The organism is Arthrobacter zhangbolii, from assembly GCF_022869865.1.
Lineage (GTDB): Bacteria > Actinomycetota > Actinomycetes > Actinomycetales > Micrococcaceae > Arthrobacter_B > Arthrobacter_B zhangbolii.
Genome location: NZ_CP094984.1, coordinates 3,346,372 through 3,362,791, shown reverse-complemented (window position 1 = coordinate 3,362,791; position 16,420 = coordinate 3,346,372). Strand labels below are relative to the sequence as shown.

The 16,420-nt window shown below is 65.5% G+C and carries 18 protein-coding genes; 8 read left to right on the top strand and 10 right to left on the bottom strand.

Annotated features, from left to right (window positions below; genetic code table 11):
- The first annotated feature begins 92 nt into the window (after positions 1-92).
- Complete coding sequence (locus MUK71_RS15715; protein ID WP_227903022.1) at positions 93-293, top strand: hypothetical protein; 201 nt, start codon at positions 93-95, stop codon at positions 291-293.
- Positions 294-313: 20 nt separating this feature from the next.
- On the opposite strand, the gene MUK71_RS15710 is transcribed toward MUK71_RS15715, so the two are convergent.
- Together MUK71_RS15710 and MUK71_RS15705 are read right to left on the bottom strand one after the other, a co-directional pair.
- Entirely contained in the window at positions 314-1,045 is a 732-nt protein-coding gene (locus tag MUK71_RS15710) for a GAF and ANTAR domain-containing protein (RefSeq protein ID WP_227928218.1), read from the bottom strand.
- A 61-nt stretch (positions 1,046-1,106) separates the two neighbouring features.
- Complete coding sequence (locus MUK71_RS15705) at positions 1,107-2,057, bottom strand: lantibiotic dehydratase C-terminal domain-containing protein (protein WP_227928219.1); 951 nt, start codon at positions 2,055-2,057, stop codon at positions 1,107-1,109.
- Positions 2,058-2,519: 462 nt separating this feature from the next.
- Between MUK71_RS15705 and MUK71_RS15700 the strand changes: the two genes are divergently transcribed.
- The 3 genes from MUK71_RS15700 (at position 2,520) to MUK71_RS15690 (ending at position 4,937) form a co-directional block, all read left to right on the top strand.
- Complete coding sequence (locus MUK71_RS15700) at positions 2,520-3,665, top strand: zinc-dependent alcohol dehydrogenase (RefSeq protein WP_227903019.1); 1,146 nt, start codon at positions 2,520-2,522, stop codon at positions 3,663-3,665.
- Positions 3,666-3,680: 15 nt separating this feature from the next.
- Positions 3,681-4,256, top strand: coding sequence for a hypothetical protein (locus MUK71_RS15695; protein WP_227903018.1), 576 nt, complete (start codon positions 3,681-3,683; stop codon positions 4,254-4,256).
- A 90-nt stretch (positions 4,257-4,346) separates the two neighbouring features.
- Positions 4,347-4,937, top strand: a complete 591-nt coding sequence (locus tag MUK71_RS15690) for a DnaJ family domain-containing protein (RefSeq protein ID WP_227928221.1) — start codon at positions 4,347-4,349, stop codon at positions 4,935-4,937.
- A gap of 3 nt (positions 4,938-4,940) precedes the next feature.
- On the opposite strand, the gene MUK71_RS15685 is transcribed toward MUK71_RS15690, so the two are convergent.
- From MUK71_RS15685 to MUK71_RS15670, 4 genes are all read right to left on the bottom strand, one after another.
- Positions 4,941-5,981 carry a hemolysin family protein gene (locus tag MUK71_RS15685; protein WP_227928222.1) on the bottom strand — a complete coding sequence of 347 codons (1,041 nt, stop codon included), beginning with the start codon at positions 5,979-5,981 and terminating at the stop codon, positions 4,941-4,943.
- Entirely contained in the window at positions 5,974-7,335 is a 1,362-nt protein-coding gene (locus tag MUK71_RS15680) for a hemolysin family protein (RefSeq protein ID WP_227903015.1), read from the bottom strand. The genes MUK71_RS15685 and MUK71_RS15680 overlap by 8 nt, the downstream gene beginning before the upstream one ends.
- 552 nt (positions 7,336-7,887) lie before the next feature.
- Positions 7,888-8,400 carry a CarD family transcriptional regulator gene (locus MUK71_RS15675; RefSeq protein ID WP_227903014.1) on the bottom strand — a complete coding sequence of 171 codons (513 nt, stop codon included), beginning with the start codon at positions 8,398-8,400 and terminating at the stop codon, positions 7,888-7,890.
- A 281-nt stretch (positions 8,401-8,681) separates the two neighbouring features.
- Entirely contained in the window at positions 8,682-9,260 is a 579-nt protein-coding gene (locus tag MUK71_RS15670; protein WP_227928223.1) for a TetR/AcrR family transcriptional regulator, read from the bottom strand.
- Positions 9,261-9,310: 50 nt separating this feature from the next.
- On the opposite strand from MUK71_RS15670, the gene MUK71_RS15665 reads away from it, so the two are divergent.
- The gene (locus MUK71_RS15665; protein ID WP_227928225.1) at positions 9,311-10,474 is read left to right on the top strand and encodes an MFS transporter; all 1,164 of its coding nucleotides are present in this window, start codon (positions 9,311-9,313) and stop codon (positions 10,472-10,474) included.
- On the opposite strand, the gene MUK71_RS15660 is transcribed toward MUK71_RS15665, so the two are convergent.
- Positions 10,471-11,310 (bottom strand): formate/nitrite transporter family protein, encoded by an 840-nt coding sequence (locus MUK71_RS15660; protein WP_227928227.1) that lies wholly within the window; start codon positions 11,308-11,310, stop codon positions 10,471-10,473. The two genes, MUK71_RS15665 and MUK71_RS15660, sit on opposite strands and share 4 nt — an antisense overlap.
- A 110-nt stretch (positions 11,311-11,420) precedes the next feature.
- Entirely contained in the window at positions 11,421-11,948 is a 528-nt protein-coding gene (locus tag MUK71_RS15655) for a GNAT family N-acetyltransferase (protein ID WP_227903010.1), read from the bottom strand.
- 132 nt (positions 11,949-12,080) lie between these two features.
- Between MUK71_RS15655 and MUK71_RS15650 the strand changes: the two genes are divergently transcribed.
- The 3 genes from MUK71_RS15650 (at position 12,081) to MUK71_RS15640 (ending at position 14,529) form a co-directional block, all read left to right on the top strand.
- Positions 12,081-12,896: a DUF1295 domain-containing protein gene (locus MUK71_RS15650; protein ID WP_227928228.1), complete on the top strand. Its 816-nt coding sequence runs from the start codon at positions 12,081-12,083 to the stop codon at positions 12,894-12,896.
- Between the two features lie 97 nt (positions 12,897-12,993).
- Positions 12,994-13,728 carry a glucose 1-dehydrogenase gene (locus MUK71_RS15645; protein ID WP_227903008.1) on the top strand — a complete coding sequence of 245 codons (735 nt, stop codon included), beginning with the start codon at positions 12,994-12,996 and terminating at the stop codon, positions 13,726-13,728.
- 99 nt (positions 13,729-13,827) lie between these two features.
- On the top strand, positions 13,828-14,529 hold the full coding sequence (locus MUK71_RS15640; RefSeq protein ID WP_227928230.1) for a TetR/AcrR family transcriptional regulator: 702 nt from the start codon (positions 13,828-13,830) through the stop codon (positions 14,527-14,529).
- On the opposite strand, the gene MUK71_RS15635 is transcribed toward MUK71_RS15640, so the two are convergent.
- Entirely contained in the window at positions 14,526-15,683 is a 1,158-nt protein-coding gene (locus MUK71_RS15635) for an alpha-hydroxy-acid oxidizing protein (protein ID WP_227928232.1), read from the bottom strand. The two genes, MUK71_RS15640 and MUK71_RS15635, sit on opposite strands and share 4 nt — an antisense overlap.
- 59 nt (positions 15,684-15,742) lie before the next feature.
- Positions 15,743-16,390, bottom strand: coding sequence for a GNAT family N-acetyltransferase (locus MUK71_RS15630; protein ID WP_227928233.1), 648 nt, complete (start codon positions 16,388-16,390; stop codon positions 15,743-15,745).
- Between the last annotated feature and the right edge of the window lie 30 nt (positions 16,391-16,420).

Below are 16,420 nucleotides of genomic sequence, written 5' to 3'. Positions count from 1 at the left end.
CTGCATCTTCGGTTGCCGCTCTTTGGGCGCACTCTTGCGCCGCCTGCACACCGGTGTCACCGTGGATTTACGCGACGCTGAAGGGGGCTGCTGTGGAACCTATCCGAATCGAACGATGGTGGCCGTACCTGGACGGTTCGGCCAAGGATTGGCTGAGGCACAACCTGCGCCAGGACGGCCTGCCGCCCAGGGTGCAGGACCGGATTGCGGAGGCCGGCGGGCCGGTCATGGATCCCATTCTGAACGAACCCGACTGGGCCTTCATCGAGTTGGACTCCCAGACTGTCGAGTGATCGAACCTCCGTGAACGCGACTAGTTCACGAAATGCGTTTCCACGGACTCCGAGGTAATCGAGCCCACCACACGCTCCGCGAGGTCCCGCAGCTTCACGTTCCGGTTGCTGGAGGCCCGCCGCAGGATCTCGAAGGCCGCGTCCTGGCTGCACTTGTTTTGCGCCATGACAATGCCCACGGCAAGGTCGATGGTGGTTCGAGCCTCCATGGCCGCCCGCAGGTGCTCTGCCGTGTTCTTGTGCCGGGCAATCTCCACGGCCAGCTGCAGTGCTGAGCTGGCCTCACCGGCAAAGGCTTCCGCCGCCGCGATCCGCTCTTCAGTGAAGTACTCCGCTTCAGGGGCATAGAGATTTAGCCCCGCCCCGCCGTCGTTGCCGAGAACCAGGGGTACGCCGAGGATGGAATGGAAACCGCGGTCGCGTATAACGTCCGCGTATTCCGGCCAGCGGGGGTCGGTGCTCACATCCTGGATCAGCACCGTTTTTCCCGTTCGCGCCGCACGCAGGCACGGGCCGTCGCCGTAACCGTACTGGACCTCATCCAGCACCCGGGCGGCGTCACTGCTGCTGGCGACCGTGGCGCCCTGCTTATTGCGGAGCAGGGTCACGCCCACCAGGATGTCTGCGTCCGTACTGAAAAGCTCGGCGGCACGGGCCGCAAACGCCTCCAGGAAGTACTCCATCGATTCGGTCTCGAGGATTAACGCCTGCAGTTCGGCTGCGACCGAATGCTGCTGCGGGGCAAGTTTCATGATGCGAGTCTATCGCCGACGCCGCCGTTCCCGCTGGTTCGGCGGCGCCGGCCGGACGGACTTAAAGCGAGTCTGTGAGTTCCGTTTCCTTCTCCCGGCTCCACGTCCTGGCGTAGACCCCGATCAGGGCTTCCTGCCGGAGCGTGAACCCGAGCCGGTTGAGCAATCCGTGCGCCTGGTAGACGGTGAGGTGCTGTGCGCTGCGGCTCGCCCCTGCCTTGTCCGCCCGGTACAAATAGGTGTCTATGGCCCGCAGCCAGCGCCGTCGCCAGTTTGCTACCGCCGACTCGGAGGCGGTGGCCATCATCAGGCGGTGGACCGGCATCAGCTGGGCCTGTGCCTGTGCGCCGGTGGCTTTCTGCACGCCGGCCGCCCGGGGATCCGAGGCGGTGCAGCTGTGCAGGTGGCTGTCCCAGTAGTATTCCCAGGACACCCGGCGCCGGTCCGGCCACGTGGAGGCGCGCGGCCCCTTCATCATCGCGTAGGCGGAATCGAAGAGCAGCAGCGAGGCCAGCGCGGACCGGTTTTGTGCCTTGGGAAACCGGGCTGTTGCCCACAGGCACAAATCAGAGGAAAGCTCGAAGACCTCTTCCGCGAGGCTCAGGCCTTCCACGCCGCCATACCGCGCCAGGTCGGCTTCGACCCAGGGCAGCAGCGGATCGGTTCCCACAGTGCGGTCCAGGACCGGGTCGCTGAACTCATGCCCCACCGGCATGCTGCGCACCGGGTCCCCGGACTGGTCCTGCAGCGCCCCCAGCAGGGGTTTAAGCCTGTCCAGGGTTTCCGACGGGGCGAGGACCCTGAGCCGCACCTGGGCGTTCGCGGGCTGCATTCGCCGGGTATAGAACCATCGCTGGGCCCCCCATCTGCGAGCCTGTGCAACAAGCGGGGTGACCAATTCCCCGATAATGCGGTCCGCCAGCTCAAAACCGCCGGCCTCTACGGACAGGTTCCACCACACCGGATGCGGGGCGGAACGGAACGGGGTGCGAAGTGTGGTTGGCTGGCTCATAGCCATCCTTTCGTGCTGTCTGTGCGGGATAACTCGTGATTCCACTCAGGACTGCTCATGCTGGACCACCCCGTCCGGAATGCCCTTTTTCAGGGCGTCCCGGGTAGGAAGTCTTCCCCAGTCAAACGGCCGTGTCCACCGTCCCCGGAACCTGTTCGGAAAGGTTGTCGGAAGACCTCGCCATCCTGCCGAAGTGGAGTACTATCCCTTGGCATTCGGCCCGTCCCGGGAGGGTTCCCTTGGAGGGGATCCAGGCCTGCTGCTGCACTTCCGCAATGGTCCGGGCAGTGCCATAATCGGCGCCGATTGCGCCGCTGATCGGCGCACCCGCCGGACCTGCAACATTTGCAAAGTTACTAAGTCTGCTTATGGTTAAGGGACTTGGGGTGAGGGCCTCGCCGGGCAGGGTCGTCCGGGGGCCCCGCCCGGACCCGGAATCCGCGGAGACGAGGAGGCAGGCCTGTGCGAGCGATGGTGTACCGAGGACCCTACAAGGTGCGGGTTGAGGAAAAGGACCGCCCGCCCATAGAGCATCCCAACGATGCCATCATCCGGGTCACCCTGGCTGCGATCTGCGGCTCCGACCTGCACCTGTACCACGGGCTGATGCCGGACACCCGGATCGGGCACACCTTCGGCCACGAATTCATTGGAGTGGTGGAAGAGGTAGGCCCCTCGGTGCAGAACCTGAAGGTCGGGGACCGGGTGATGGTTCCCGCCAACATTTACTGCGGTTCCTGTTACTTCTGCGCCCGCGGAATGTACTCGAACTGCCACAACGTGAACCCGAACGCCACCGCCGTCGGGAGCCTGTACGGGTATTCGCACACCACCGGCGGGTACGACGGCGGCCAGGCCGAGTATGTGCGCGTGCCGTTTGCCGACGTCGGGCCCTCCGTGATCCCCGACTGGATGGACGAGGAAGACGCACTGATGTGCACCGACGCCCTGGCGACGGGATACTTTGGCGCGCAGCTCGGAGACATTGTCGAGGGCGATACCGTGGTGGTCTTTGGAGCAGGCCCCGTGGGCCTCTACGCTGCCAAGTCGGCCTGGCTGATGGGCGCCGGGCGGGTCATCGTGATAGACCACCTGGATTACCGGCTCGAAAAGGCGCGCACCTTCGCACATGCGGAAACCTACAACTTCACCGAGCATCAGGACATCGTGGTGCACATGAAGCAGATCACCGACCATCTCGGTGCCGACGTAGCCATCGACGCGGTGGGGGCGGAAGCTGACGGTAATTTCCTGCAGCACGTCACCGGGGCCAAGCTCAAGCTGCAGGGCGGATCCCCGGTGGCCCTGAACTGGGCGATCGACTCGGTACGGAAGGCGGGGACTGTCTCGGTGATGGGCGCCTACGGCCCCATGTTCAGTGCCGTGAAGTTCGGCGACGCCATGAATAAGGGCCTGACCCTGAATATGAACCAGGCTCCGATGAAGCGGCAGTGGCCGCGGCTCTTTGAACATATCCGTGCCGGGTACCTGAAGCCCAGTGAAATCATCACGCACCGGATCCCCCTGGAACACATCGCTGAGGGCTATCACATGTTCTCGGCGAAGCTGGATAACTGCATCAAGCCCGTCATTGTCCCCGGATCCTAAAGAAAGGACACGGTCATGGCCTACACACCGCAGAAGCCCGCCCTGACGCCGAGCAGTGAGGAGCTGCGTGCACGGATCCCGGGATGGGGCGCGGACCTGGACCCGAAGGACCGGCCCGCAGTGCCCAAACTGCAGTTCGATCCGACGCTCAGCGGCGCCCACTGGGAGTTTCCGGAACGCCAGGAGGAAAAGTATCCGCGGGAACGGTCCATGGAGCACAAGTTCCTCACTCCCGTTTTCGGCACCTCCTGTCCGCCGAAGGGATTATCGGGCGTGATGCGACGCTATGCCTACAGCCGTTACAGTGAGGCCCGGGCTGCGCACTGGCTGATCCTGCTGGCGGCGGACCGGGTGGATGCGGTGGAAAGCCACCTGGCATCCTTCGTGAGCCTGCGTCCGGACAATCCGGTCACCGAGACAGGGGTGCTCAGCGAATTTTCCCGGCACGGGTACGCGTCCCGCGCCGGCAGGAAACGGGCGGACACCAATCATCAGTGGATTGATCCCCTCCTGGTGGGCGGCCCGTGGCTGCTTGCCGGTGCGGGCCTGGCCACGGCCATTGGCGCAGCGGCCCGGCGGCTGCGGAAGTAAAAACCGTGAGTGCGTTGCAGGCCGCCCCAGGCGGTGGGAATACTGGTGGAGTCGGATGCGAAAGCAAGGCAGGTAAGGCGGTGGCCGGGCATGGACGGCAGGGGAGTGGAGCAGTATCGGCGCCGGATGGAACGGGCAGCCCGGCTCAGGGCGGCCGCGGCCGGCGGGGAACTCGACGCTGAAGATGCCAGGGCCGTGGCGGCGGAGGAAGAGCTGCAGCACCAGCGCCGCCAGTTCGACGACGCTGCGCGGGCGGATTACCTTGTCCGTGATGCGATGGCCCGCGGCGAGTTCGACAACCTGAAGTACGCCGGCAAACCCATTCCCGGACTGGGTGATGCCCATGATCCGGACTGGTGGATCAAGGGCCTGCTCCAGCGGGAAAACGTCACCGGCCTGGGTCCCAGGGCCATCCTGTTGCGTACCGAGGACGCGGAACTGGATGCCAGATTGGACACCCGGTGGAGCGAGAGGCAGGTGCGGGAAATCCTCGAGGACTTCAATGCCCGGGTGATCGACGCCCGGCGCCAGCTCGAGGGCGGCCCTCCGGTCATCACCCCCACCCGGGACGTGGAACTGGAGCTGCAACGCTGGCGGGAACGGAAAGCGGCGGCGCAAAGCACAGCCGCCGCCGCCCCGGAAGAGGAGCGGCGGCGGCCATGGTGGAGACGGAAACGCTAGGCCCTAGACGGTAGTGGCGTCCTGGACTTCGCCCACCAGCTCTTCGATGATGTCCTCGAGGAACAGCACGCCGGTGGTATTGCCTTCGGCATCGAAGACCCGCGCCACGTGGGCGCCGGTGCGGCGCATGGTGGCCAGTGCATCCTCCAGTTCGCTTTCGCGGTAGGCCGAGGCCAGGCGGCGGATGCGCTTGGCCGGCACGGGTGCGGTGAACTCATCCGGGGAGGTCAGGTCCATAACGTCCTTCAGGTGCAGGTAACCGTCGGGATCCCCGGCCTCGTTGGTCAGGATGTACCGCGAGTAGCCATGGATATCCACGGCCTGCTGCAGGTCCGCCGGCGAGGCGGTTTCCGGCAACAGCACCATCCGGGCAATGGGAACCTCGACGTCGGCCACTCTCTTCTCGGTGAATTCGAAAGCGGCCGTCAGTGTTCCGCTGCGGTCGGTCAGTACACCCTCACGGGTGGACTGCTCAACAATGGTGGCCACTTCGTCCAGGGTGTACGCACTGGTCGCCTCATCCTTGGGTTCCACCTTGAACAGGCGCAGTACGCTGTTGGCTATCCCGTTCAGGGACCAGATCACCGGACGGACAATACGGGAAACCAGCACCAGGGGCGGCGCGAGCAGCAGGGCGGCGCGGGTGGGCACCGAGAAGGAAATATTCTTCGGCACCATTTCGCCCACCACCACGTGCAGGAAGGTCACCAGCAGCAGCGCCACGATAAAGGCAATAACACCAATGGCGTCCGGAGACAGCCGCGTCAGTGCCAGTGGTATCTCGAGCAGGTGGTGGATGGCCGGCTCCGAGACATTCAGGATGACCAGCGAGCAGACAGTGATACCCAGCTGGGCCGTGGCCAGCATCAGCGTGGCGTGTTCCATGGCCCACAGTGTGGTTTTCGCAGCCTTGCTCCCGGCTTCCGCCTTCGGCTCAATCTGTGACCGCCGGGCCGAGATGACCGCGAATTCAGCGCCGACAAAAAACGCGTTGACCGCCAGCAGCACTACGAGCCAGATGATTCCGGGCAGGTATTCACTCATGGGTCAGTTCCTTGGTCAGAGAGTCAACAATGCGGTCATGGGCGCTCTTCGGAGCTTCCGAGGTGCCGGAAGGTGTGAACCGGAGGCGTTCAATGTGGTTGCGGACCACACGCTCCACCCGGAGCGTGCCGCCGTTGATCTCCACCTCGTCGCCCAGTTCCGGAATGCGGTCCAGCTCGTCGGTGACAAACCCGGCAATGGTGTCATATTCCTCGCCGTCCGGAACGGTTACGCCCGTGCGGTCCAGGAGTTCGTCGGGCCGCAGTGCGGCGTCGAAGGTGATGGCGCGGCCTGTGCGGACCACACCCACCCGGGCGCGGTCATGCTCGTCCTCCAGCTCGCCCACAATCTCTTCCACGAGGTCTTCGAGGGTGACGATGCCCGCTGTGCCGCCGTGCTCGTCGGAGACAATGGCCACCTGCAGGCCCTGGGCGCGCAGCAGTCCCAGCAGGGTATCCACGCCCATGGACTCGGGCACGTGCAGCGGTTCAACCATCAGCTCGGCAGCGGTTACTGAGCCGCGGGAGGCCAAAGGCACTGCAAAGGCCTGCTTGACGTGCAGGACACCCAGGATGTCATCGGAATCCCGGCCGATCACAGGGAACCGGGAATAGCCGGTGGAGGTGGCCAGGGCCACCACCTGTTCGGAAGTATCCGCCTCATGGACGGTCTTCATCCGCACACGGGGCGTCATAACGTCTGCGGCCGAATGGTCAGCGAACCGCAGGGTGCGGTTCAGGAGGACCGCGTGGTCCAGATCCAGCAGGCCTTCCAGTGCGGAGCGGCGTACGAGGGAACTGAGTTCCTCTGCGCTGCGGGCACCGGAAAGCTCTTCCTTGGGCTCAATGCCGAAGGACCGGATGATCGCGTTGGCCGTGTTGTTGAACAGCAGAATGACGGGTTTGAACACGGTGGTGAACACCGACTGGAAGGGAACCACCAGTTTGGCGGTGGCCAGGGGGAGGGCCAGGGCAAAGTTCTTGGGAACCAGTTCACCGATGATCATGGAGAAGATGGTTGCCAGGAAGATGCCGATCACCGCGCCGACGCCCGGCACTACTGCCTCGGGAACGCCCAGGGCGGTAAGCGGGGAACTCAGCATTGAGCTGATTGCGGGTTCAAAGGTGTAGCCGGTCAGCAGCGTGGTTAGCGTAATGCCGAGCTGGGCACTGGAAAGATGCGTGGACGTGATCTTCAGTGCGTTGATCGTGGGGTTCAGCCGCTTCTCACCACGGTCACGCCGGGCTTCAAGCTCCGTGCGGTCCAGGTTGACGAGTGAAAACTCGGAGGCGACGAACAGTCCGGTGCCGACGGTGAGGAGCAAGCCTACGCCGACCATGAGCCATTCATACATGGGGCTGCCCCTCTCTCGTGATAGCCGGTGCAGCCGGGGTAAACACGGACTGCACGTCGGTCAGGACGGGGAGGGGCAAGGGTTTATGTGAGGGAGGGTCATCCATAGTCCAAGAGATAATACATGACCTGCCTGAAGCCGCTTCCAAGGATTCTCCCAGCCGAGGGCAGAGGCCCCCTTGCCCGGACGGATTAGCGTCTGCCGTGCCCATAGGTGGGTTCACGGTTAGTGGACCCGGCGACCCGGTGCTGCCGCACCAGGCAGAACGGATCATACATTTCAATGCCCAGCCGGCCCGTTCCGGGCACAGGCTGGTAAAAGCAGGTGCAGGGGAAGTTCACGGGCGCCTTTCCGGGCCCAGGCATCAAGGCCCTCGAAGTTCTCTTTGATCCGTTGGACGGTGCCTGCCCCGGGGGCTGGAACCGTCCTATATACCGTGATACAACGCAGGGCTGCCCGGTTTCAAAACGGTGTCCCGGGGCCGAAACGGGCCTGCCGGGACCCCCGGATTCCCTGCGCCGCTGCGGTCCGGCAGGGAACCCGGCGGCGGGGTCAGCTGCTGGCCAGCTCCGGTTCCCCGGCGGCCTCCATCAGCACGGAGTCCAGGAGTTCACCTGCCTCTTCCGCCGTGGCCTGGCGGGCCAGGGCAAGTTCGGAAACCAGCAGCTGCCGGGCTTTGAGGAGCATCCGTTTTTCGCCGGTGGACAGCGGATGGGTCCGTTCCCGGGACCACAGGTCGCGGACAACTTCGGCAATCAGGTGGAGCTCGCCGGTGCTCATCTTGCCCTCATTGGCTTTGAACCTGCGGGACCAGTTGTCCGGTTCGAGGCCTGCCGGGCCGCGCAGCACGGAGAACACGGCCTGAACGCCGTCGTCGTTAATGACGCTGCGCACCCCCACGTCCTCGGCATTGTCCGCGGGGAGCTTGATGGTCAGCTCCGTGGCGTGCACGCGGAAGGTAAGGGTTTCCCGCTCAACCCCCTTGATGGTCATGGGGGAGATATCTGTGACTGTGACGGCGCCGTGGTGCGGATATACCAGGGTCTGGCCGACGGTGAATTTCAAAATGACGTCCCTCTGTTCAGGTAGGCATGCTTCGGAAGCGGGGCTCCCAAAGACCGCACTGACCTGCACAGGCCGCTCACGCACGGCCGTGGCAGTTTGGACCGCGGGCAATAGAGAAGGAGTCAAGTCCCAGGCGCGGGGTGTGTGGATAGTGCCTGGCGCCGGTAGCAACCGCCGCCAGCGGTTCCGCAGTCCCACGCTGTGCCGTCAGCATATCCTCCCGGGGCAAGTGCTCCCGGCTCCGCCACGGCGTGCGGTCCGTGAACGGGGCCGGAGAGTCCCTATGCTTCGGCCCGCACCAGCGCCCGGGCCGCTGCGCGGGCGCTGACAAGCGGGTCCGCCGGCAGGCCGCGCAGCAGGCTGGCCAGAACGCCGTTGTAGATCAGCAGCAGGGCCGAGGCAGTGGCAGCAGGCTGCCGGCAGCCAGCCGCCCGGGCCAGTTCCCCGAGCCGTTCACTGACCAGCCGGCTGTCCGTCTCCAGCAGTGCCTGCACCGGGTCGGATGCCCCCGCGGCCGGGATGGGACGCTCCGAGGCGGTGGCAAGGAAGCAACACCACTGGGTGGGACCGGATGCCGCGCGGAAGGTCTCAACCGCATCGAAAACCGCCAGCAGGCGGTCGGCGGGCGACGGGGCAGCGGCTATGGCGGCATCCCAGTGTCCCGTCCAGTCGCTGAGCCTGCGCGCGAGGACTTGGCGGAGGAGGTTGTCCTTGGACTTGAAGTGTTTATAGAGGGTCACCACCGAGACGCCGGCGTCGGCCGCCACGGAGTCCACCCCCGAAACGGCGATGCCGTTCTGGAAAAACAGCTTTTCCGCCGAATCGAGCAGCCGGGTTTGGGTGTCCTGCGGGGGTGCCATGCCTATAGTGTAACGTTCGTTACAGTGAAACGATCGTTAAGCAGGTGGTCATGAGCCAGACACGCCTCAGCTCCGCCGCAGGTCCGGGGATCGCTGTTGCCGGCATGCTGCTCATCGCCGCCACGTACGGGATGGCCCGGTTTGGGGTGGGTCTGTTTGCCCCCGCGCTGGCGGCCGTCCGTCCGGAGCTGGTTGGAGCCCTGGGTTGGGCCGCAGCGGCGCAGTTCACGTCCTATTCCCTGGCGGCGCTTGCCGCCGCCCGGCTCGTGGATCGGCACCCGCGTACCGGACTGCTGCTGGCCGGGGCCACGGCAACGGCCGGCTGCATCGGGGTGGCCGTGGCAACGGAACCGCTGATGTTCGTGCTGGCCGTCCTGATCGGTGGCATGGGCGGCGGCTTTGCCTCCCCGGCCCTGGTGCCGGTCATTGACGCGGTGACGGACCCGGGATCCGCGGGCACGGCACAGTCCGTTGCCAATGCCGGGACCGCGGTGGGAGTCATCGGAGCCGGCGGCATAGCCTTCGCGGCGCCCTCGGTCGGTTTCGCCTGGCTGCTCATGGCGTTGATCTGTGCCGCGGCCGCAGCTGCTGCCTGGTACCCCGTCCGCCATCCGGCCGCACTCTCCGGCGCCCGTCGCCCAGCCGCCCGGTCTCCGGGTGCAGCTTCCTGGAAGCTTCTGGGTATTCCCAGTGCTGCTGCGGTGGTTGTCGGTGCCGGCTCCGCCCTTGCGTGGACCTTCGGTCCGCTGCTGGTCAGCCAGGGCGGAGCGGTGGCCGGGGGGCAAGTGGGGTGGCTCTGGATCGTGCTCGGGGCCGGCGGCCTGTTTGGCACGCTGACCGGGAAGCTGGTGAACCGCATTGGCCTCCGGGCGGGATGGGTCCTCTGCGCCGGGTCTCTGGCCGTGGCGACAGCCGCCGTCGGATTATCCGCCGTAACGGGCAATCCCTGGGCCGCCTATGCCGGGCTGGCCGTCTTCGGCGCCGGATACATGGGTATGTCGGCCGTGCTCATCCTATGGGCACGGTCCGTCTGGCCGTACCATGCCGGGGCGGGCACTTCCATGCTCTTTATTGCCCTGGCTACCGGGCAGGCTGCCGGATCGGCGGGCTTCGGCGTGGCACTGGACCTCTGGGGTCCGGCGCTCCCGGCGGCTCTGGCTGCCGCCCTGTGTGCCGCCGGCGGCCTGGCCGGCCTGGCCCGTCGGAGTCCCTAGGCATCCTTGCGGGCGGCGTCCGGGTCATCAGGTGCCTCCCTGCGCCGCTGGGCCACCAGTTCCTTGGTGCGCAGCAGACGCAGCGCCGTCACCAGGACCAGGCCGCCGATCATGTTGAACAGCAGGGTGTATCCGAACCACCCCAGCCATTGCAGGTAACTGATCCCGGCGCCGGACTGGATGGCGCCGAACACGAGCAGGGAATCCAGGATTGAGTGGAACAGTTGCAGGCCGGCGAGGAGGAACCCGCCGATTACCGTAGCCACGATCTTGGCCGGGTCAGAGGTGGTGCCCTGCTGCATACGGCTCATGAGGGTGATGGTGCTGCCGCCCAGAATGGCCAGGGCAACAGTCTGGAGGGAAAACGGCGCGTCGGTGAAGTGCCGTGCCGATTCCGCCACCGTTGGCTCCCATTGCGGAAACGCCTGCATGACAATCCACATAAAGACCCAGCCGCCAGCAAGGTTGGCCACCAGGGTTCCGCCCCACAGTTTGCCCAACTGCTTAACGCTGCCTTCTTTGGCGGCAACTGCGGCAACGGGCATAAGGAAGTTCTCGGTGAAGAGCTCACTGTGGGCAAGGAACAGGGCGATCAACCCGACGCTGAAGGCAATGCCGGCCAGCAGGTGGTCGCCCGTTTCATGCATAACCGCCAAGTAGGCCATCACACCGAGTCCCACTTCGAGGCCGCCGAAAAAGCCGGTGATCAGAATGGTGCGACCCGTCCGGTGCAGCCGTTCCCCGCCTTCGGTGATCGTATTCTCAAATGATTCGTGAAGTTCGTCTTCAACGGGTGCATCGGACTGGCCGATTTCCCTGCGGCGTTCCTCGCTCATGGCGTCCCCTTCGGCGCTGCTTGATGGTGTGACAAGTAACCATAAGAACCATAAGCCTGCTGACCATCAGGGGTAGGCAGGTTGCCATCCTGCCGCAGGGAAACGCCCGGTTAGGGCAACTCGATCCAGTACCGCCGGGCACCTTCCCGTGAGTCCTCATACACGCCGCCGTTTTTCTCGATGATCGTCCGGGAGCCGGTGTTGTCCTCGGCGCAGGTGACGAGCACCCGCTCGATTCCCAGCCCGCGGGCAACCGGCAGGGCATCATGCAGGGCACGGACGGCGTGTCCCTGCCGGCGGGCCGAGGGCCGCACGCTGTAACCGATGTGCCCGCCCTGTTCGAACAGGAAGTCGTTCAGGGTGTGCCGGATGGCCAGGGACCCGAGGAATTCATCCTCTTCGGCCAGCCAAAGATATGTGCAGGGCACAAACTCAGGCGGTCGGGGCGTCTCCGGCAGCCGCTCCGCCACCAGCCCGTCGACAAAACCGGGGAAATCCGCGGCTATTTCCGTACGGATCCGCTTGAGCGGGTTCCCGCCGTACACGCCGGAACCGTCCATGTGCTCGCCGCCGAACTCTTCGGCGGCGGCAAGCCAGCTTTCACGGAAACGGGCATGCGGGGTGATCAGGGTGGCCATCCGGACATACTATGCCTGCGTAGGCGACGGGCCCTTTATTTGCCGGGCTGTGTGGCACGGGGTCTGCCCGTGTGTCCCGGCTTCGGGCCGGAGGGCTCCCGCTTGGAAACAGGCGTCCGTATCCTGACAAGAATGGACCCGGTTCGCACCTGCTTCTGGATTTTCCTTGCCACTGCCGCCGGAACGTGGGTTTTTTCGCTCCTGACGCGGGAGTACTCATGGACCGACCGGATCTGGTCAGTGACCCCGGTGGTTTATCTCTGGGTCTTTGCCGCCGCGTCCGGGGGTGAGCCGCGGATAGTGCTGATGGCGGTCCTTGTGTCGCTGTGGGGCGCCCGGCTGACGTTCAATTTCGCCCGGAAGGGCGGGTACCGGCCGGGCGGGGAGGATTACCGGTGGGGGATACTGCAGCAGCGGCTGCGGCCCTGGCAGTTCCAGCTCTTCAACCTCGGGTTCATTAGCGTGTACCAGAACGCCATTATCTGGCTGATCACCCTGCCGGTGCTTACTGTGTACCAACACCCGGGCCCGCTGACCCCGGGGGACTGGCTGCTGGCGGTACTGTTCCTTGCGGCCCTGGCCGGAGAGACGCTGGCGGATCAGGAGCAGTGGAACTTTCAACAGTGGAAAAAGGCCCAGCGCGCTGCCGGGCGAACCCCGGCGCCGGGGTTTGTCCACACGGGGCTGTTCCGGTTCTCGCGGCATCCGAACTTTTTCTTCGAGCAGGTCCAGTGGTGGCTCTTCTACGGGTTTGCCATCACGGCATCCGGCGCGTGGCTGCACTGGACCCTGGCCGGACCGGTGCTCCTGACGCTGTTGTTTATCGGTTCCACTGTTTTTACCGAGAGCATCTCCCGGAGCAGGTATCCGGATTACCGCCGGTATGAACAGCACACCTCCCCGATCATCCCGCTGCCGCCGCGCCGGCAGCAGGAGCAGCCCCTCTGATAAATGTTCGCCGCGTCACATTTCCGTGTTTTCGGAATGCCGAGTTCTTCTACATGTGTTGAATAGGGCAGGATGTAATCACAACGAAGGGAACGTAATGGGACGCGTGAGCGGCAAAGTGGCACTGATCAGCGGAGGTGCACGGGGCATGGGTGCCTCGCATGCCCGCCTGCTGGTCGAAGAAGGTGCCATGGTCGTTATTGGCGACATTCTCGACGACGACGGCCGGCAGACCGCCGCGGAGCTGGGCGACAACGCCCGTTACGTCCACCTGGATGTGACCAAGGCAGAAGACTGGGAAGCTGCGGTGCGGACCGCCGTCACCGAATTCGGCGGCCTGGACGTGCTGGTCAACAATGCGGGCATCGCGAACTTCGGGCACATCGAGGATTACAGCGTTGAGCAGTGGAATGCGATTGTAAACATCAACCTCAACGGCGTCTTCCTGGGTATCAAGTCAGCGATTCCGGCACTGAAGGAATCCAAGGGCGGCTCGATCATCAACATCTCCTCCACTGCCGGCCTGCAGGGCTTCGTGGAACTGCCGGGCTACACCGCCACCAAGTACGCGGTGCGCGGCCTGAGCAAGTCCGTGGCCCTGGATCTGGGCAAGTACGGCATCCGCGTGAACTCGGTGCACCCGGGCGTCATCAAGACGCCGATGACCGAGGGCATGGAGAACCCCATGAACCACGTCGCCCTGCACCGCATGGGTGAGGCGGAGGAAGTGTCCCGGATGGTCCTCTTCCTCGCGAGCGACGATTCCAGCTTCTCCACCGGAGCCGAGTTCGTTGTTGACGGCGGCGAAACCGCAGGCCTGGCCAACCACTAAGGCCCCTGCGCATACAAGCTTGCGGCGTCCCCCTGCGCCGCGGCATGAAAGGACTCCGCTTCGGCGGGGTCCTTTCGTGTATCTGCGAAGATTAGGTTTATGTCTGCACCGGAAGAGCCCAAGCCGCCACGGCGCCCCTCTCCGGAGGAACCCCGGACTGCCCGGACCCGGGAAGCCCTCGAAGCCGGACTATGGGAGCTCCTGCGTGAGCATGAACTGGCGGAAATCAGCGTCTCCGCGCTCTGCAAGGTGGCCGGAGTGCACCGGACCACCTTCTACGGGCATCACCGGAACATTTTCGACTTCGCAGCCTCCGTCTACGCCGGACTCGTGGACCGGCTGGGCACCGTGGACCTGGACCAGCGGGGGACGGGGCGTACCGTCGCCGAAATCGGCGAACTCTACGTTGAATCCATCCGGCAGATCCTGCAGCACACCAAGGACGAGCAGCGGGTGTACCGGGCCCTGTTCCACACCGAAGCGTTCCTCGGCGTCCTGGTCGAGGACCTGCGGATGCGCTTTGTGCTGGCCATGGATGTGTGGCAGGCGCACGGAGTGCTGCCGGACCTTGATCCGGAGGCTACCGCCGGGTACCTGGGCGGCGCTTACGCGTCCTGGTTCGAGCAGTGGGTCATCAGTGACGACGACGACGTCGAAGCCTGGCTCGGTTCGCTGCGGAACCTTCTTCCCGTTTGGTGGCCAAGGGAAGGTTTTCCGCCCGCACCCCAGCCGGTCCCCGGACGCGGATCCGGCGCGGCGGGGGCCCGAAGCACGGAAGCCCTAGAGCCCGGACAGTCTTAGAGCCGGTGCAGGGCTCCCCGCAGCGAGGCCAGGTCCGGATAGCCGTTGACCGCCATGGTCAGGTCCGCCTCGGCAAGCAGGCTGCGCATCACATGGGACACCCCGGCCTGCCCGCCCACGGCCAGCCCGTACACGTAGGGCCGTCCGATCCCCACCGCGGTGGCCCCGAGGGCCAGTGCCCGCAGCGCGTCCACGCCGGAACGCACCCCTGAATCGAAAAGCACCGGCGCGCCGTCGGCCGCTTCCACCACGCCGGGCAGGCAATCGATGGCGGGAATGCCGCCGTTGGCCTGCCGGCCGCCGTGGTTGGAGCAGTAGATCCCGTCCATCCCGCCGTCCAGGGCGCGCCGGGTGTCTTCGGGGGAGCAGATGCCCTTGAGCAGGATGGGCAGGCTGGTCAGGGACCGGAACCAGGCCAGGTCCTCCCAGGTCATGGTGGGATTCCCGAACAGTGAGGCCCAGAGCATCACCACGGCCGCCGGGTCGGTGGAGCCCTGCTCGGCCAGCAGCTTCCGGAAACGGTCATCGGTCAGGTAATTGGCCAGGCATTGCCCGGAGAGCATGGGCAGGTAGGCGGCGCTGAGGTCCCGAGGGCGCCAGCCGTTCACCCAGGTATCCAGGGTGATGACTATGCCCGTGTAACCGGCCGCTTCGGCGCGGTGCACCAGGGATTCCGTCAGTTCACGGTCCGCCGGCGGGTAGAGCTGGAAAAACCCGGGCGTTCCGCCGGCCGATGCGCGGACCTGCTCCAACGGGGCGGAGGCCAGCGTGGACGCCACCATGGGTACGCCCAGCTCGGACGACGACGCCGCGGTGGCCAGGTCGCCGTCGTCCGCCACTGCGCCCAGCACGCCCACGGGGGCGAAGAAGAGGGGCGACGGCATCCGGTGGCCAAACATGTCGATTCCCAGATCGCGCTGTGCCGCACCGACCAGCATTCTCGGCATGATGCCCAACCGGTCAAAGGCAGCGGCATTGGCCCGCTGGGTGTGTTCGTTGCCGGCGCCGCCGGCCACGTAACCCAGGACCCGGGGGTCCATCACGGTTTGCGCCAACTCCTCCGTGGCGGCAAAGCCCATCGGCAGTTCAGGGACCACGCCTTGGGCTCCGTTCATGTAGATGCCCAGCTGGTAATCCCCGAAGTTCGCGCCCATGTTGGTCCCCGTTCCTTCCTGTTCCCGGCGCCGTCGCCGGGATACCTGTGGGCGAAATGCTACTCCCGGGTCATCTTCGCTGCGCCGCGACCCGCTGGGGCCGCGAACCCCGCCACCCTGTGTTCGAGGAGTGCCCGGACCTGTGGCCATTCCTCCGAGAGGACCGAGTACACCGCTGTGTCCCGCCAGCTGCCGTCCGCCCGGCGCCTGTCACGGCGGCGGATGCCCTCAAAAACCGCGCCGATGCCGAGGATCGCGGCCCGGGACCGCTCGTTGCGGGAATCCGCCTGGATGGTGATCCGGCCGATCCCGGAGGCGAACGCATGGCCCAGCAGCAGGAGCTTGGTCTCTGCGTTCACGGCGGTACCCCAGACCGAGGGGGCATACGCAGTCCAGCCCAGCTGGGCCGATTCGGTTCCCGGGTCCAGATCAGCCAGGCTGCTGGTGCCTACCACAGGACCGGCGTCCTCCCCGGTCAGCAGGCGGACAGCAAACGGCAGTTCGTTCCACCGGTAGTACGTCCGCGCCCACTCGGTGAACCCGAAAAGGTCCTCCCGGAGCCCCGCGGGTCCGCCACCGTAGCCGCCCGCAAATACCTCGGGGACGGCGATGGCCCGGTGCAGTTCCGGCAGCAGGTCAGCGGTGAGCGGTTCAAGCCGGACCCACCGGCCGGTCAGGACGGCGGGAAGAGGGCGCACGGCGGTCATGGCGCCAGTTTTGCACATCCGGAACCGTCC

What these genes read in the sequence shown, in the direction of transcription:
- MUK71_RS15660 (WP_227928227.1), bottom strand. Translation starts at nt 11,310, where the DNA reads ATGAGCGAGGAACGCCGCAGGGAAATCGGCCAGTCCGATGCACCCGTT.
- MUK71_RS15680 (WP_227903015.1), bottom strand. Translation starts at nt 7,335, where the DNA reads ATGTATGAATGGCTCATGGTCGGCGTAGGCTTGCTCCTCACCGTCGGC.
- MUK71_RS15635 (WP_227928232.1), bottom strand. Translation starts at nt 15,683, where the DNA reads ATGGGCGCGAACTTCGGGGATTACCAGCTGGGCATCTACATGAACGGA.
- MUK71_RS15655 (WP_227903010.1), bottom strand. Translation starts at nt 11,948, where the DNA reads ATGGCCACCCTGATCACCCCGCATGCCCGTTTCCGTGAAAGCTGGCTT.
- MUK71_RS15645 (WP_227903008.1), top strand. Translation starts at nt 12,994, where the DNA reads ATGGGACGCGTGAGCGGCAAAGTGGCACTGATCAGCGGAGGTGCACGG.
- MUK71_RS15665 (WP_227928225.1), top strand. Translation starts at nt 9,311, where the DNA reads ATGAGCCAGACACGCCTCAGCTCCGCCGCAGGTCCGGGGATCGCTGTT.
- MUK71_RS15695 (WP_227903018.1), top strand. Translation starts at nt 3,681, where the DNA reads ATGGCCTACACACCGCAGAAGCCCGCCCTGACGCCGAGCAGTGAGGAG.
- MUK71_RS15650 (WP_227928228.1), top strand. Translation starts at nt 12,081, where the DNA reads ATGGACCCGGTTCGCACCTGCTTCTGGATTTTCCTTGCCACTGCCGCC.
- MUK71_RS15630 (WP_227928233.1), bottom strand. Translation starts at nt 16,390, where the DNA reads ATGACCGCCGTGCGCCCTCTTCCCGCCGTCCTGACCGGCCGGTGGGTC.
- MUK71_RS15710 (WP_227928218.1), bottom strand. Translation starts at nt 1,045, where the DNA reads ATGAAACTTGCCCCGCAGCAGCATTCGGTCGCAGCCGAACTGCAGGCG.
- MUK71_RS15670 (WP_227928223.1), bottom strand. Translation starts at nt 9,260, where the DNA reads ATGGCACCCCCGCAGGACACCCAAACCCGGCTGCTCGATTCGGCGGAA.
- MUK71_RS15690 (WP_227928221.1), top strand. Translation starts at nt 4,347, where the DNA reads ATGGACGGCAGGGGAGTGGAGCAGTATCGGCGCCGGATGGAACGGGCA.
- MUK71_RS15640 (WP_227928230.1), top strand. Translation starts at nt 13,828, where the DNA reads ATGTCTGCACCGGAAGAGCCCAAGCCGCCACGGCGCCCCTCTCCGGAG.
- MUK71_RS15705 (WP_227928219.1), bottom strand. Translation starts at nt 2,057, where the DNA reads ATGAGCCAGCCAACCACACTTCGCACCCCGTTCCGTTCCGCCCCGCAT.
- MUK71_RS15685 (WP_227928222.1), bottom strand. Translation starts at nt 5,981, where the DNA reads ATGAGTGAATACCTGCCCGGAATCATCTGGCTCGTAGTGCTGCTGGCG.